The sequence below is a fragment of the Pseudomonas sp. LAIL14HWK12:I10 genome (assembly GCF_900184205.1).
Classification (GTDB): Bacteria; Pseudomonadota; Gammaproteobacteria; order Pseudomonadales; family Pseudomonadaceae; genus Aquipseudomonas; species Aquipseudomonas kermanshahensis.
Map to the genome: position 1 here is coordinate 368,240 of NZ_FXWU01000001.1, position 15,003 is coordinate 383,242.

The 15,003-nt window shown below is 61.4% G+C and carries 11 protein-coding genes; 10 read left to right on the forward strand and 1 reads right to left on the reverse strand.

All coding sequences use genetic code 11. The features are described 5' to 3' along the window. Positions 1 to 126: 126 nt before the first annotated feature. The 7 genes from QOS90_RS01755 to QOS90_RS01785 all read left to right on the forward strand — a co-directional run bounded on the left by QOS90_RS01755 (position 127) and on the right by QOS90_RS01785 (position 8,437). Positions 127 to 1,485, forward strand: a complete 1,359-nt coding sequence (locus tag QOS90_RS01755; RefSeq protein WP_027592252.1) for a glutamine synthetase family protein — start codon at positions 127 to 129, stop codon at positions 1,483 to 1,485. 48 nt (positions 1,486 to 1,533) lie between these two features. Next, positions 1,534 to 2,895, forward strand: a complete 1,362-nt coding sequence (locus tag QOS90_RS01760) for an aspartate aminotransferase family protein (RefSeq protein ID WP_085272201.1) — start codon at positions 1,534 to 1,536, stop codon at positions 2,893 to 2,895. Between the two features lie 169 nt (positions 2,896 to 3,064). Beyond that, entirely contained in the window at positions 3,065 to 4,162 is a 1,098-nt protein-coding gene (locus QOS90_RS01765; protein ID WP_085272202.1) for a polyamine ABC transporter substrate-binding protein, read from the forward strand. Positions 4,163 to 4,321: 159 nt separating this feature from the next. Beyond that, positions 4,322 to 5,416, forward strand: coding sequence for a polyamine ABC transporter substrate-binding protein (locus QOS90_RS01770; RefSeq protein ID WP_027592255.1), 1,095 nt, complete (start codon positions 4,322 to 4,324; stop codon positions 5,414 to 5,416). A 71-nt stretch (positions 5,417 to 5,487) separates the two neighbouring features. After that, positions 5,488 to 6,630, forward strand: coding sequence for a polyamine ABC transporter ATP-binding protein (gene potA / locus QOS90_RS01775; RefSeq protein WP_027592256.1), 1,143 nt, complete (start codon positions 5,488 to 5,490; stop codon positions 6,628 to 6,630). Further along, the gene (locus tag QOS90_RS01780) at positions 6,627 to 7,547 is read left to right on the forward strand and encodes an ABC transporter permease subunit (protein ID WP_085272203.1); all 921 of its coding nucleotides are present in this window, start codon (positions 6,627 to 6,629) and stop codon (positions 7,545 to 7,547) included. Before potA ends, QOS90_RS01780 begins: the two co-directional genes overlap by 4 nt. Further along, the gene (locus tag QOS90_RS01785) at positions 7,544 to 8,437 is read left to right on the forward strand and encodes an ABC transporter permease subunit (RefSeq protein WP_027592258.1); all 894 of its coding nucleotides are present in this window, start codon (positions 7,544 to 7,546) and stop codon (positions 8,435 to 8,437) included. The genes QOS90_RS01780 and QOS90_RS01785 overlap by 4 nt, the downstream gene beginning before the upstream one ends. Positions 8,438 to 8,540: 103 nt before the next feature. Here the strand turns inward: QOS90_RS01785 and QOS90_RS01790 are convergent, their stop codons facing one another. Further along, positions 8,541 to 8,996, reverse strand: a complete 456-nt coding sequence (locus QOS90_RS01790; RefSeq protein ID WP_085272204.1) for an REP-associated tyrosine transposase — start codon at positions 8,994 to 8,996, stop codon at positions 8,541 to 8,543. Positions 8,997 to 9,772: 776 nt separating this feature from the next. On the opposite strand from QOS90_RS01790, the gene QOS90_RS01795 reads away from it, so the two are divergent. Genes QOS90_RS01795 through QOS90_RS01805 form a run of 3 tightly spaced genes read left to right on the forward strand, consistent with a single transcriptional unit; the run spans position 9,773 to position 14,984 of the window. Beyond that, positions 9,773 to 10,861 (forward strand): efflux RND transporter periplasmic adaptor subunit, encoded by a 1,089-nt coding sequence (locus tag QOS90_RS01795; RefSeq protein ID WP_027592259.1) that lies wholly within the window; start codon positions 9,773 to 9,775, stop codon positions 10,859 to 10,861. After that, a complete protein-coding gene (locus tag QOS90_RS01800) occupies positions 10,858 to 11,925 on the forward strand; it encodes an efflux RND transporter periplasmic adaptor subunit (protein ID WP_085272205.1) in 1,068 nt (355 codons plus the stop codon). Before QOS90_RS01795 ends, QOS90_RS01800 begins: the two co-directional genes overlap by 4 nt. Beyond that, positions 11,922 to 14,984 carry an efflux RND transporter permease subunit gene (locus QOS90_RS01805; RefSeq protein ID WP_085272206.1) on the forward strand — a complete coding sequence of 1,021 codons (3,063 nt, stop codon included), beginning with the start codon at positions 11,922 to 11,924 and terminating at the stop codon, positions 14,982 to 14,984. Before QOS90_RS01800 ends, QOS90_RS01805 begins: the two co-directional genes overlap by 4 nt. The last annotated feature ends 19 nt before the right edge of the window (positions 14,985 to 15,003 follow it).

Sequence of the window (15,003 nt, forward strand, 5' to 3'; positions counted from 1 at the left end):
CTTCAAACTCATTACGGACACGCTTGTTTTCAGTGTATCCACTGTGCTCCTGCGTGGGGGTTTTTGCTTTAGCAATCTTCTCCATCCAGAATCAAGGCGCGGACCACCTTACCTCCTGAGGTATTTATGAGTAACAACCTCGACCAGCTCACCGATTGGTTGAAAGAGCACAAGATCACTGAAGTCGAATGCATGATCAGCGACCTGACCGGCATCACGCGCGGCAAGATCTCGCCGACCAACAAGTTCATCGCCGAAAAAGGCATGCGCCTGCCTGAGAGCGTGCTGCTGCAGACCGTGACGGGTGACTACGTCGATGACGACATCTATTACGAGCTGCTCGACCCGGCCGACATCGACATGATCTGCCGCCCCGACGAAGACGCCGTGTTCCTGGTGCCCTGGGCCATCGAGCCGACGGCGCAGGTGATCCACGACACCTACGACAAGAAGGGCAACCCGGTCGAACTGTCGCCGCGCAACGTCTTGAAAAAAGTGCTCAAGCTCTACGCCGACAAAGGCTGGCAGCCAATCGTCGCGCCCGAGATGGAGTTCTACCTGACCAAGCGCAGCGAAGACCCGGACTTCCCGCTGCAGCCTCCGGTAGGCCGTTCGGGCCGCCCGGAAACTGGCCGCCAGTCGTTCTCGATCGAGGCCGCCAACGAATTCGACCCGCTGTTCGAGGACGTCTATGACTGGTGCGAACTGCAGCAGCTGGACCTCGACACGCTGATCCACGAAGACGGCACGGCGCAGATGGAAATCAACTTCCGTCACGGCAACGCCCTGCACCTGGCCGACCAGATCCTGGTGTTCAAACGCACCATGCGCGAGGCCGCGCTCAAGCACAACGTGGCCGCAACGTTCATGGCCAAGCCCATGACCGGCGAGCCGGGCAGTGCCATGCACCTGCACCAGAGCGTGGTTGATGTGGTCACCGGCAAAAATATTTTCAGCAACGAAGACGGCAGCATGAGCGAGCTGTTCCTGCACCACATTGGTGGCCTGCAGAAGTTCATCCCTGAAGCGCTGCCGCTGTTCGCCCCCAACGTCAACTCGTTCCGCCGCTTCCTGCCCGACACCTCGGCACCAGTGAACGTCGAGTGGGGCGAAGAAAACCGTACCGTCGGCCTGCGTGTACCGGATGCCGGCCCGCAAAACCGCCGGGTCGAGAACCGCCTGCCGGGCGCCGATGCCAACCCTTACCTGGCCATCGCCGCCAGCTTGCTGTGCGGCTACATCGGCATGGTCGAAGGCATCGAAGCCAGTGCACCGGTGCAGGGCCGCGGTTACGAACGCCGCAACCTGCGCCTGCCGCTGACCATCGAAGACGCCCTGGAACGCATGGAAATCAGCCGTGCGCTGGTCCAGTACCTGGGCAAGAAGTTCATCACCGGCTACGTCGCCACCAAACGCGCCGAGCACGAAAACTTCAAACGCGTCATCAGTTCCTGGGAGCGTGAGTTCCTGCTGTTTGCTGTCTGATCAACCCTGGTGCCGCAGGAGCGCGGCTGTCGGATAACGGAGAAGCACATGAGCGTCAAAAACCCGCAAACCCGTGAATGGCAAAACCTGAGCGGCGAGCACCACCTCGCGCCCTTCAGCGACTACAAACAGCTGAAGGAAAAGGGGCCGCGCATCATCACCAAGGCCCAGGGTGTGCATTTGTGGGACAGCGAGGGCAACAAGATCCTCGACGGCATGGCCGGCCTGTGGTGCGTGGCGGTAGGTTACGGCCGTGAAGAGCTGGTGCGGGCTGCGGAAAAGCAGATGCGCGAGCTGCCGTACTACAACCTGTTCTTCCAGACCGCCCACCCGCCTGCGCTGGAACTGGCCAAAGCCATCACCGACGTGGCGCCGGAAGGCATGACCCATGTGTTCTTCACCGGCTCCGGCTCCGAAGGCAACGACACCGTGCTGCGCATGGTCCGTCACTATTGGGCACTCAAGGGCAAACCGCACAAGCAGACCATCATCGGCCGCATCAACGGCTACCACGGCTCCACCTTCGCCGGTGCGTGCCTGGGCGGCATGAGCGGCATGCACGAGCAGGGCGGCCTGCCGATTCCGGGCATCGTGCACATCCCGCAGCCGTACTGGTTCGGTGAGGGCGGCGACATGAGCCCGGACGAATTCGGTGTGTGGGCTGCCGAGCAACTGGAGAAGAAAATCCTCGAGGTCGGCGAAGACAACGTCGCCGCCTTCATCGCCGAGCCGATCCAGGGTGCCGGTGGGGTGATCATCCCGCCAGAAACCTACTGGCCGAAGGTCAAGGAGATCCTCGCCAAGTACGACATCCTGTTCGTGGCCGACGAAGTGATCTGCGGTTTCGGCCGTACCGGCGAGTGGTTCGGCTCCGACTATTACGACCTCAAGCCAGACTTGATGACCATCGCCAAGGGCCTGACCTCCGGTTACATCCCCATGGGCGGTGTGATCGTGCGTGACACCGTGGCCAAGGTGATCAGCGAAGGCGGCGACTTCAACCACGGCTTCACCTATTCAGGTCACCCGGTCGCGGCCGCCGTAGGCCTGGAAAACCTGCGCATTCTGCGCGACGAAAAAATCGTCGAGCAGGCGCGCACAGAAGCGGCACCGTATTTGCAAAAGCGTTTGCGTGAGCTGCAAGACCACCCGTTGGTGGGCGAGGTACGCGGCCTGGGCCTGCTCGGCGCGATCGAGCTGGTCAAGGACAAGGCCACCCGCAGCCGTTACGAAGGCAAGGGCGTGGGCATGATCTGCCGCAACTTCTGCTTCGAGAACGGCCTGATCATGCGCGCGGTCGGTGACACCATGATCATCGCGCCACCGCTGGTAATCAGCCATGCAGAGATCGACGAGCTGGTGGAAAAGGCGCGCAAGTGCCTTGACCTGACCCTCGAAGCGATCAGATGAGCACCTGCTAGGCTAGCGTTGTGACATTAGTTGGTTACAAGGGGCTGCTTTCCTTGAAACAGCGCCTTGTAACTTGCCAGACTAGCGACTGTTTCAGTCGCCCGACGCGTGTACTGCGGGACCTGGCAGCTGAACGGATGGCTAATCAAAAAAATCTGGAGCATGACGCATGAAGAAAATGGGCAAGACGTTGCTGGCCGCCGCCCTGATGGGTGCCATGGCGACCGCTGTTCAGGCTGAAGACAAGGTATTGAACGTCTACAACTGGTCGGACTACATCGCTCCGGACACCATCGCCAAGTTCGAGAAGCAGACCGGCATCAAGGTCAAGTACGACGTCTTCGACAGCAACGAAACCCTGGAAGCCAAGCTGCTGGCAGGCAAGTCGGGCTATGACATCGTCGTGCCGTCGAACAACTTCCTGGCCAAGCAGATCAAGGCTGGCGTGTACGAGGAACTGGACCGTTCCAAACTGCCGAACTGGAAGAACCTCGACACCGACCTGCTCAAGGCCGTTGGCGATGCCAGCGACAAGGACAACAAGCACGCCTTCCCGTACATGTGGGGCTCTATCGGCATTGGCTACAACCCGGATAAGGTCAAGGCCGCGCTGGGCGTGGACAAGATCGATTCGTGGGACGTGGTGTTCAAGCCTGAGAACATCGCCAAGCTCAAGAGCTGCGGCGTGAGCTTCCTGGATGCGCCGACCGAGATGATCCCGGCCGCGCTGCACTACCTGGGCCTGCCAAGCAACAGCACCAAGAAGGAAGACCTGAAGGCCGCCGAGGACCTGTTCCTCAAGATCCGTCCTTCGATCACCTACTTCCACTCCTCCAAGTACATCGGCGACATGGCCAACGGCAACATCTGCGTGGCCGTCGGTTACTCGGGTGACCTGGAGCAGTCCAAGGCCCGCGCCCACGAAGCTGGCGACAAGGTCAAAGTGGACTACGTCATTCCGAAAGAAGGTGCCGGTACCTTCTACGACATGGTCGCCATCCCGAAAGATGCCGAGCATAAAGACGCTGCCTACCAGTTCATGGACTTCCTGATGCAGCCGGAAATCATGGCTGAGATCACCAACGCCGTGCGCTTCCCGAACGGCAACGCTGCCGCCACCCAGTTCGTGGACAAAGACATCACCAGCGACCCGAGCATCTACCCGCCTGCCGAAGTGAAGAAGCAGCTGTACGCGATCGCTGCGCCTGACGCTTCTGTGCAGCGTGTGATCACCCGCAGCTGGACCAAGATCAAGTCGGGCAAGTAAGCCCGATGCAAGGCGCTCTGGGCCGGGGTTGCCCGGCCCAGAGGCCATGAAAGGCAATTGATGATTGCGGCATCGAAGCTGCGAAGGTAAGTTGCGCGCCGGTTTTGCGTGTGCGGCCACATTGCCGCTACCCAGGCACTGATTGTGAGGACCACCCACTTGTCTATTTCTGTATTACGCAAGGCCTTGATGGCTGGAGCGGGCCTGACGCTGGCATGCAGCGTCCAAGCGGCGCCTACGGTGCATTTATACAACTGGTCCGACTATATCGGCCCGACCACACTCGCGGACTTCGAGAAGGCAACGGGTATCAAGCCCGTGCAGGACGTGTTCGACTCAAACGAAACCCTGGAAGGCAAGCTGCTGGCCGGCAACACCGGCTATGACGTGGTAGTGCCGTCCAACCATTTCCTCGGCAAGCAGATCAAGGCGGGCGCGTTCCAGAAGCTCGACAAAAGCCTGCTGCCCAATTATTCCAACCTGGATCCGGCGCTGATGAAACGCCTGGAAAAGAACGATCCGGGCAACCAGTACGCCGTGCCTTACCTGTGGGGCACCAACGGCATTGGTTACAACGTTGAAAAGGTCAAGGCTGCGCTGGGCGTCGACACCATCGATTCCTGGGCTGTGCTGTTCGAACCCGAGAACATGAAGAAGCTCTCCAAGTGTGGTGTGGCCTTCCTCGACTCGGCGGACGAAATGCTCCCGGCGGTGCTCAACTACATGGGGCTGGACCCCAACAGCAGCAACCCCAAGGACTACCAGGCTGCCGAGCAGAAGCTGCTGGCGGTGCGCCCTTACGTCACCTACTTCCACTCGTCCAAGTACATCACCGACCTTGCCAACGGCGACATCTGCGTCGCGGCGGGCTTCTCTGGCGACATCTTCCAGGCCAAGGCCCGCGCCGAAGAAGCCAAGAAGGGCGTGAACCTGGCGTATGCGATTCCCAAAGAAGGCGGCAACCTCTGGTTCGACGTGCTGGCGATCCCCAAGGACGCCAAGAACGTCAAAGAGGCCCATGCCTTCATCAACTATTTGCTGAAACCTGAGGTTATCGCCCAGGTCAGTGATTACGTCGGTTACGCCAACCCGAACCCCAAGGCTGGCGACCTGATGGACCAGGCCGTGAGGACTGACGCCGCGGTTTACCCACCGCAGGAAGTGCTGGACAAGATGTTCGTCAACAGTGAGTTGCCGCCCAAGGTGCAACGCTTGATGACCCGTAGCTGGACCAAGGTCAAGTCGGGCAAGTAACAATCCAGACCCGCCGCGGCCCCTGCAGAACAGGCCGCGCGGGCACAAAAATCTTGTTGGGAGTTTCACTCATGGCAGTTGCCTCCGGAGCCTATAAGAAAGCCCTCGAGGGTGGCCAGCAACCCAAGCAGGTGCTGGTCAAGATCGACCGGGTCACGAAAAAGTTCGACGAAACGGTAGCGGTGGACGATGTGTCCCTGGAAATCCGCAAGGGTGAGATTTTTGCCCTGCTGGGTGGCTCCGGTTCCGGCAAATCGACCTTGCTGCGTATGCTGGCTGGCTTCGAGCGCCCCACCGAAGGGCGGATCTTGCTCGATGGCGTCGACATCACCGAGATGCCGCCCTACGAGCGGCCGATCAACATGATGTTCCAGTCCTACGCGCTGTTCCCGCACATGACCGTGGCGCAGAACATCGCCTTCGGCCTGCAGCAGGACAAGCTGCCCAAGGCGGACATCGACGCCCGTGTGGCCGAGATGCTCAAGCTGGTGCACATGACCCAGTACGCCAAGCGCAAGCCGCACCAGCTGTCGGGTGGCCAGCGCCAGCGTGTGGCCCTGGCGCGTTCGTTGGCCAAACGCCCGAAACTGCTGTTGCTCGATGAGCCGATGGGCGCCCTGGACAAGAAGCTGCGTTCGCAGATGCAACTTGAGCTGGTGGAAATCATCGAGCGCGTGGGCGTGACCTGCGTGATGGTGACCCACGACCAGGAAGAGGCCATGACCATGGCCCAGCGCATCGCCATCATGCACTTGGGCTGGATCGCCCAGATCGGCTCGCCTGTGGACATCTACGAGACCCCGACCAGCCGCCTGGTGTGCGAGTTCATCGGCAACGTCAACCTGTTCGAAGGTGAAGTGGTCGACGACGCTGAAGGCCACGCGATCATTGCCAGCCCTGAACTGGAGCGCAAGATCTACGTTGGCCACGGCATCACCACGTCGGTCGAAGACAAGCACATCACCTACGCGCTGCGCCCGGAGAAGATGCTGGTCACGACCCAGCAACCGACCTGCGAGCACAACTGGTCGCGCGGCAAGGTGCATGACATCGCCTACCTGGGCGGCCACTCGGTGTTCTACGTCGAGCTGCCGAGCGGCAAGATCGTCCAGTCGTTCGTGGCCAACGCCGAGCGCCAGGGCACACGTCCGACCTGGGGCGATGAAGTGTACGTGTGGTGGGAAGACGACAGCGGCGTGGTACTGCGGTCATGAAACTGCGCAAGCTCAAGCGAGCCTTCCAGCGCTTGACCCCGGAGGGGCGGCACTTGGTGATCGGCGTGCCGTTCATCTGGCTGTTCCTGTTCTTCATGCTGCCGTTCTTCATCGTGTTGAAGATCAGCTTTGCCGAAGCCGACGTGGCGATCCCGCCGTATACCGAGATCTATAGCTACGTCGAAGACAAGATCCAGTTGGTGCTCAACCTGGCCAACTATGGCCTGTTGACCGAAGACAAGCTGTACATCTCGGCCTACCTGGGCTCGTTGAAGATGGCCTTCTTCAGCACCTTGCTGTGCCTGCTGATCGGCTACCCGATGGCCTATGCCATCGCCAACGCCCGCAAAGAGTCGCAGACTGTGCTGCTGTTGCTGATCATGATGCCGACCTGGACGGCGATCCTGATCCGCGTCTACGCCTGGATGGGCATCCTCAGCAACAACGGGCTGCTTAACAGCTTCCTGCTGTGGCTGGGGCTCATCGACCAGCCACTGCAGATTCTCAACACCAACCTGGCGGTGTACATCGGCGTGGTCTATTCGTACCTGCCGTTCATGATCCTGCCGCTGTACGCGAACTTGGTGAAGCACGACCCGAGCCTGTTGGAAGCCGCATCGGACCTGGGTTCGAGCACCTTCAACAGCTTCTGGAAGATCACCGTGCCGCTGTCGAAAAACGGCATCATCGCGGGCTGCATGCTGGTGTTCATCCCAGTGGTGGGCGAGTTCGTGATCCCAGAACTGCTGGGCGGCCCGGAAACCCTGATGATCGGTAAGGTGCTGTGGCAAGAGTTCTTCAACAACCGTGACTGGCCGGTAGCGTCCGCGCTTGCGGTAGTGATGCTGGCGATCCTGATCGTGCCGATCCTGCTGTTCAACCGCAGCCAGGCCAAAGAAATGGAGGGCAGGGCATGAAGCGCTTCAGTTTCTCCAAGCTGATGCTGGTGCTCGGCTTGCTGTTCATCTACCTGCCGATGCTGATCCTGGTGATCTACTCGTTCAACGCCTCGAAGCTGGTGACAGTGTGGGGGGGCTGGTCGATCAAGTGGTACGTCGGCCTGCTCGACAACACCCAGCTGATGGGGTCGGTGATGCGCTCGCTGGAAATCGCCTGCTACACGGCGGTGGCAGCGGTGGCGCTGGGTACCCTGGCGGCCTTCGTGCTGACCCGGGTCACCCGCTTCAAAGGCCGCACGCTGTTCGGCGGCCTGGTCACCGCGCCGTTGGTGATGCCAGAAGTGATCACCGGTCTGTCGCTGTTGCTGCTGTTCGTGGCCATGGCGCAGATGATCGGCTGGCCGCAAGAGCGTGGCATCGTCACCATCTGGATCGCCCACACCACGTTCTGTGCGGCGTACGTGGCGGTGGTGGTGTCGGCACGCTTGCGTGAGCTGGACCTGTCGATCGAGGAAGCGGCGATGGACCTGGGTGCCAAGCCGTGGAAGGTGTTCTTCCTGATCACCATCCCGATGATCGCGCCATCGCTGGCGGCGGGCGGCATGATGTCGTTTGCCCTGTCGCTGGATGACCTGGTGCTGGCCAGCTTCGTGTCCGGGCCGGGCTCGACCACCTTGCCGATGGAAGTGTTCTCGGCGGTGCGCCTGGGCGTGAAGCCAGAGATAAACGCCGTGGCCAGCCTGATCCTGTTGTCGGTGTCGCTGGTGACCTTCATGGTCTGGTACTTCAGCCGCCGCGCTGAAGAGCACCGTCGCAAGGCGATTCAGCAGGCCATCGAAGAAGGGGCTGCGGCGAACGTGTCGCAGCCACAGGTCAAGCGCCCGACGGCAGCAGCTGCGCCGGTCTGACCCACCTCTTCGCGGGCAAGCCCGCTTCTACAGGCAAGTGCAGCTCTAGAACACTGCACACATCCTGTGGGAGCGGGTTTACCCGCGAAACCCCAGCACCGATTCAAAGCCATACTGCATCCCAGTGTGGATAGTCCCGGACACTTCTGACCAATCCAGCCCTCAACGGATTGGCAACAATGTACCGGGCTACATGCACCATGCTTTCCTCCCTTCTCAATGCCCGGTCCTGATACCCAGGCTGCCACACCGGATCATGCTCAACCCCCGCCTGATGCAAAACCAGACTGGATCTGGATTTGAATCTGCGCATCAATGTACCCAGCGTCGTGCCTTTCAACTCGATCAGCCAATGCAGATGGTCCGGCATCAGTACCCAGGCCAATGACCGGCAGGCGTGGTCGTGATCGGATTGTCGCAGTTGATGGATAACTAATCGGGCATGTTGGAAGTCATTGAACAGCGGCTTGCGTTGATGGGTAACAGTAGTAAGCAGGTACAGCCTGCCGAGTTCTGAATAGCGACCACGTCGAAGCAGGTGTGATTGAGCCCGAGGCATTGGTTTCTTCCTTGAAGAGTGACCTCTCCAAGGTAGTGGATGTGAAACCGCAAAAGTGCGTTGGATGGTTTCGGGATATGGCAGGGGGCTTGTGGTTGCCTGTACCGGCCCTTTCGCGGGTGAACCCGCTCCCACAGGTGCTACGCACGATTCAGCATTTGCACAGTCCCTGTGGGAGCGGGTTCACCCGCGAAGAGGCCCGCACCAGCGCCGCAAATACTCGAGTGATCTCCATCAGTGATGTTTGCCACAGGTGCTATGCAGGATTCAGCATTTGCACAGTCCCTGTGGGAGCGGGTTCACCCGCGAAGAGGCCCGCACCAGCGCCGAAAATACTCGAGTGATCTCCATCAGTGATGTTTGCCACAGGTGCTATGCAGGATTCAGCATTTGCACAGTCCCTGTGGGAGCGGGTTTCCCCGCGAAGAGGCCCGCACCAGCGCCGAAAATACTCGAGTGATCTCCATCAGTCATGTTTGCCACAGGTGCTATGCAGGATTCAGCATTTGCACAGTCCCTGTGGGAGCGGGTTCACCCGCGAAGAGGCCCGCACCAGCGCCGCAAATACTCGAGTGATCTCCATCAGTGATGTTTGCCACAGGTGCTATGCAGGATTCAGCATTTGCACAGTCCCGGTGGGAGCGGGTTCACCCGCGAAGAGGCCCGCACCAGCGCCGAAAATACTCCAGTGATCTCCATCAGTGATGTTTGCTGAACCCTGAACTACGCTGACAGTCGCATCTCACAAATCATTTGTGCGCAAGCTAGGAGCCTGCATGAGGGTGACGCGTCCACTGGTGCTGGCAGGCCTGAGTGTGCTGTACATGCTCACCGGCTGTAGCAAGGAAGAAACCCCCGAGACGCTGCCTCGGGTCGGTGTGCAACAGGTCCAGCCTACCGATTTCGCTGCCAGGGTGACCCTGACCGGCGACGTACAAGCGCGGGTGCAAACCGACTTGTCGTTCCGTGTGGGCGGCAAGATCATTTCGCGCAGCGTCGATGTGGGCGATCACGTCAAGGCCAACCAGGTACTGGCACGGCTAGACCCGAAAGACCTGCAGAACAACGTCGACTCGGCCAAGGCCGAGGTGTTCGCCGCCCAAGCGCGCGTGACGCAGACGGCCGCGGCTTTCGTGCGTCAGCAAAAGCTGCTGCCCAAGGGCTATACCAGCCAGAGCGAGTACGACTCCGCCGAAGCCGCATTGCGCAGCAACCAGAGCGCGCTCAAGGCCGCCCAGGCGCAGCTGGCCAATGCCAATGAACAGCTGAGCTACACCGCGCTGGTGTCCGAAGCTGCCGGCGTGATCACCGAGCGCCAGGCCGAGGTCGGCCAAGTGGTGCAGGCCACCATGCCGATCTTCGGCTTCGCCCGCGATGGCGACCGTGATGCAGTGTTCAACGTGTATGAATCGTTGCTGGTGGCACCGCCAAGCGATGAGGGGGTGATCGTGAAGCTGCTCGATGACCCCAACGTCCAGGCGCAAGGCTTCGTTCGCGAAGTGACGCCAACCGTTTCAGCCCAAAGTGGCACGGTGCAGGTCAAGGTTGGCCTGCGCAACGTGCCGCCCGGCATGCAGCTGGGCTCACCGGTGACGGCCACTGCCAATACCCAGGGGCGCTCCAGCATCGAGCTGCCCTGGTCGGCTTTGACCAAGGCCTTGCATGAGCCTGCCGTCTGGGTGGTGGGCGAGGGCGACAAGGTCGAACTGCGCAAGGTTGAAGTAGCGCGCTACCTCACCGGCAAGGTCGTGGTCGCCAACGGCCTCAAAGGCGGCGAGACCGTGGTGGTCAATGGCGGGCAGTTGCTGCACCCCGGCATGCAGGTGGAAAAAATCGATGAAAAGGCTGCGGGGGATGCGCCATGAAGCGCTTGCTGTTATTGCTCCCGGTCGGGCTGTTGCTGGTTGCTTGCAGCTCTGAGGAAGAAGCGGTCGAGCCCGTTCGGCCGGTGCTTTCGGTGAAGGTCGAACCGCAGGTGCAAGCGCAACTTGGGCGCTTTGCCGGCAGCATTCAGGCGCGCTTCGAGAGCACCTTGGGCTTTCGCGTGTCCGGGCGTATTGCCCGGCGTTGGCTTGATGTGGGGGCGCAGGTGAAGCCTGGGGACACACTGGCCACCCTCGACCCCACCGACCAGCAGAACCAGTTGCGCGCCGCCGAAGGCGACTTGGCCAAGGTCCAGGCGCAGTGGATAAACGCCCAGGCCGACGCGCGCCGTCAGCAGCAGCTGTACGACCGCGGTGTCGGCGCCCAGGCCCAGCTGGACATTGCCCAGACCAACCTGAAAACCACCGGTGCGGCGCTGGAGCAGGCACGCTCGGCGGTCAGCCAGGCGCGTGACCAGCTTGATTACAGCACCCTGCGCACCGACCACGCGGCGGTGATCACTGCCTGGCAGGCCGAAGCTGGGCAAACGGTAACGGCGGGCCAGGCTGTGGTGACCCTGGCCCGGCCAGACGTCAAGGAAGCCGTGATCGACCTGCCGATCGGCGTGGGCGAGCAACTCGACAAGGGCCTCACCTTCACCGTGGCCTCGCAGCTCGACCCCAGCATCAACACCACGGCCTCGTTGCGCGAGCTGGAGCCGCAAGCCGACGCCACCACGCGCACCCGGCGTGCACGCCTGACTCTGGCCAGCACACCGGCCGCCTTCCACCTTGGCACCGCGATCAGCGTGAGCCTGAGCTCTGCGGTCACGCCGCGCAGTGAGCTGCCCCTGAGCGCCTTGCTCGAGCGTGACGGCAAGACCCAGGTGTGGGTGATCGACACGCAGCAGAAAACCGTGGCGACCCGGGATGTCGCCTTGATCGACCGCACCCGCGAACACATCGTCATCGCCTCCGGCGTACAGCCAGGCGAGCGCGTGGTGACTGCCGGCGTCAACAGCCTCAAGCCTGGCCAGAAGGTCACCTTCGACGAGGATGCGCAATGAAAGGAAGCTTCAACCTGTCCGAATGGGCGCTCAAGCATCAATCGTTCGTCTGGTACCTGATGTTCGTCGGCTTGCTGATGGGGATTTTTTCCTACTTCAACCTGGGCCGTGAGGAAGACCCGTCGTTCACCATCAAGACCATGGTCATCCAGACCCGCTGGCCCGGTGCGACCCAGGACGAAACCCTGTACCAGGTCACCGACCGCATCGAGAAGAAGCTCGAAGAACTGGACTCGCTCGACTACACCAAAAGCTACACCCGCCCGGGCGAGTCAACGGTCTACGTGTACCTGCGCGACACCACCAAGGCCAAGGACATCCCGGACATCTGGTACCAGGTGCGCAAGAAGATCCAGGACATCCGCGGCCAGTTCCCCGAGGGCATCCAGGGCCCGGCGTTCAACGATGAATTCGGTGATGTGTTCGGTTCGATCTACGCCTTCACCTCCGATGGCCTGACCTTGCGGCAACTGCGGGACTACGTGGAGCAGGCCCGCGCCGAAGTGCGCGAAGTGCCCAATATCGGCAAGATCGAGCTGGTCGGCACCCAGGACGAAGTGCTGTACCTGAACTTCTCCACCCGCAAACTGGCGGCCTTGGGTATCGACCAGCGCCAGGTCATGCAGGCGCTGCAATCGCAGAACGCGGTGACCCCGGCAGGGGTGATCGAGGCGGGCCCCGAACGTATTTCGGTGCGGACCACCGGCCAGTTCGCCTCTGAAAAGGACCTGGAAACGGTCAACCTGAGGATCAATGACCGCTTCTTCCGCCTTGCCGACATTGCCGATATCGAGCGCGGCTACGTCGACCCGCCGTCACCGATGTTCCGCTACAACGGCCAGACCGCCCTTGGCCTGGCCATCGGCATGAAGGCGGGCGGTAACATCCAGGTGTTCGGCGCCGCCCTGAAGAAGAAAATGGACAGCGTGATCGCCGACTTGCCGGTGGGGGTGGGTGTGCACACCGTGTCCGACCAGGCCGTGGTGGTCAAACAGGCGGTGGGTGGCTTTACCAGCGCACTCTTCGAGGCCGTGGTGATCGTGCTGGCGGTGAGCTTCGTCAGCCTCGGCGTGCGCGCCGGGCTGGTGGTGGCCTGCTCGATCCCGCTGGTGCTGGCCATGGTCTTCGTGTTCATGGAGTACAGCGGCATCACCATGCAACGGATCTCGCTGGGCGCGTTGATCATCGCCCTGGGCCTGCTGGTGGACGATGCGATGATCACCGTGGAGGTGATGGTCACACGCCTGGAAATGGGCGAGAGCAAAGAGCAGGCCGCGACCTTTGCCTACACCTCGACGGCGTTCCCGATGCTGACCGGTACCCTGGTGACGGTGGCCGGCTTCGTGCCGATCGGGCTCAACGCCAGTTCGGCAGGTGAGTACACCTACACACTGTTCGCGGTGATCGCCGTGGCGCTGATCGTGTCGTGGGTGGTGGCGGTGTTCTTCGCCCCGGTGCTGGGCGTGCATATCCTCAGCAGCAAGGTCAAAGCCCACGAGGCCGAACCCGGGCGCGTGGGCCGGGCATTCGAGGGCGGCCTGCTGTGGTGCATGCGCAACCGCTGGCTGACCATCATTGGCACCGTGCTGCTGTTCGCGCTGGCGATATTCTGCGAGCGCTTCGTGCAGAACCAGTTCTTCCCATCATCCGACCGCCCCGAAATCCTGGTCGACCTCAACCTGCCGCAAAACGCCTCGATCGAAGAGACCCGTAAAGTCGTCGACCGGCTGGAGGCCAGGATCAAGGACGACCCGGACCTGGTGCGCTGGAGCACCTACATTGGCCAGGGCGCGATTCGCTTCTACCTGCCCCTCGACCAACAATTGCAGAACCCCTACTACGCGCAGTTGGTGATCGTCAGCAAAGGCTTCGAAGAGCGCCAGGGCATGATGGATCGCCTGCAGAAACTGCTGCGCGAAGAGTTCGTCGGCATCGGCACCAACGTGCAATCGCTGGAGATGGGCCCGCCGGTGGGCCGGCCGATCCAGTACCGGGTCAGCGGCCAGGACATCGACCAGGTGCGCAAGCACGCCATCGAGCTCGCCACCTTGCTCGATGCCAACGAGCACATCGGCGAGATGATCTACGACTGGAACGAGCCGGGCAAAGTGCTGCGCATCGAGATTGCCCAAGACAAAGCGCGTCAGCTGGGGCTGTCGTCCGAAGACGTGGCCAACGTGATGAACAGCATCGTCACCGGCGTGCCGATTACCCAGGTCAACGACAACATCTACCTGGTCAACGTGGTTGCCCGCGCCGAAGACAGCGAGCGTGGCTCGCCCGATACCTTGCAGAACCTGCAGATCCTCACCCCCAATGGCACCTCGATTCCGCTGCTGGCCTTCGCCACGGTGCGTTACGAGCTGGAACAGCCGTTGGTCTGGCGGCGTGATCGCAAGCCGACCATCACCATCAAGGCGTCGGTCAATGGCGACATCCAGCCCACCGACCTGGTGGCCCAGCTCAAGCCCAAGATCGACGAGTTCGCCAGCAAACTGCCGGTCGGCTTCGAGGTGGCGACCGGCGGTACGGTGGAGGAGAGCGCCAAGGCGCAAGGGCCGATCCGCAAGGTCATTCCGTTGATGCTGTTCCTCATGGCGACCTTCCTGATGATCCAGCTGCACAGCGTGCAGAAGTTGTTCCTGGTGGTCAGCGTGGCGCCGCTGGGCTTGATCGGGGTGGTGCTGGCGTTGGTGCCTACGGGTACGCCGATGGGCTTTGTGGCCATTCTCGGGATTCTGGCCCTGGCCGGTATCATCATTCGTAACTCGGTGATCCTGGTGACCCAGATCGATGAGTTCGAGGCGCAGGGGTTGTCACCGTGGGATGCGGTGGTGGAGGCCACCAACCACCGGCGGCGGCCGATCTTGCTGACGGCGGCCGCGGCCAGCTTGGGCATGATCCCGATTGCCCGCGAGGTGTTCTGGGGGCCGATGGCCTACGCCATGATTGGCGGGATCATCGTGGCCACCTTGCTGACGCTGCTGTTTTTGCCGGCGCTGTATGTGGCCTGGTACAAAATCCGCGAGCCTGAACACAAAACTACAAGCACACACTGACCCCTGTGGGAGCGGGTTT

What these genes read in the sequence shown, in the direction of transcription:
- potA (WP_027592256.1), top strand. Translation starts at nt 5,488, where the DNA reads ATGGCAGTTGCCTCCGGAGCCTATAAGAAAGCCCTCGAGGGTGGCCAG.
- QOS90_RS01800 (WP_085272205.1), top strand. Translation starts at nt 10,858, where the DNA reads ATGAAGCGCTTGCTGTTATTGCTCCCGGTCGGGCTGTTGCTGGTTGCT.
- QOS90_RS01790 (WP_085272204.1), bottom strand. Translation starts at nt 8,996, where the DNA reads ATGCCTCGGGCTCAATCACACCTGCTTCGACGTGGTCGCTATTCAGAA.
- QOS90_RS01795 (WP_027592259.1), top strand. Translation starts at nt 9,773, where the DNA reads ATGAGGGTGACGCGTCCACTGGTGCTGGCAGGCCTGAGTGTGCTGTAC.
- QOS90_RS01765 (WP_085272202.1), top strand. Translation starts at nt 3,065, where the DNA reads ATGAAGAAAATGGGCAAGACGTTGCTGGCCGCCGCCCTGATGGGTGCC.
- QOS90_RS01780 (WP_085272203.1), top strand. Translation starts at nt 6,627, where the DNA reads ATGAAACTGCGCAAGCTCAAGCGAGCCTTCCAGCGCTTGACCCCGGAG.
- QOS90_RS01805 (WP_085272206.1), top strand. Translation starts at nt 11,922, where the DNA reads ATGAAAGGAAGCTTCAACCTGTCCGAATGGGCGCTCAAGCATCAATCG.
- QOS90_RS01760 (WP_085272201.1), top strand. Translation starts at nt 1,534, where the DNA reads ATGAGCGTCAAAAACCCGCAAACCCGTGAATGGCAAAACCTGAGCGGC.
- QOS90_RS01755 (WP_027592252.1), top strand. Translation starts at nt 127, where the DNA reads ATGAGTAACAACCTCGACCAGCTCACCGATTGGTTGAAAGAGCACAAG.
- QOS90_RS01785 (WP_027592258.1), top strand. Translation starts at nt 7,544, where the DNA reads ATGAAGCGCTTCAGTTTCTCCAAGCTGATGCTGGTGCTCGGCTTGCTG.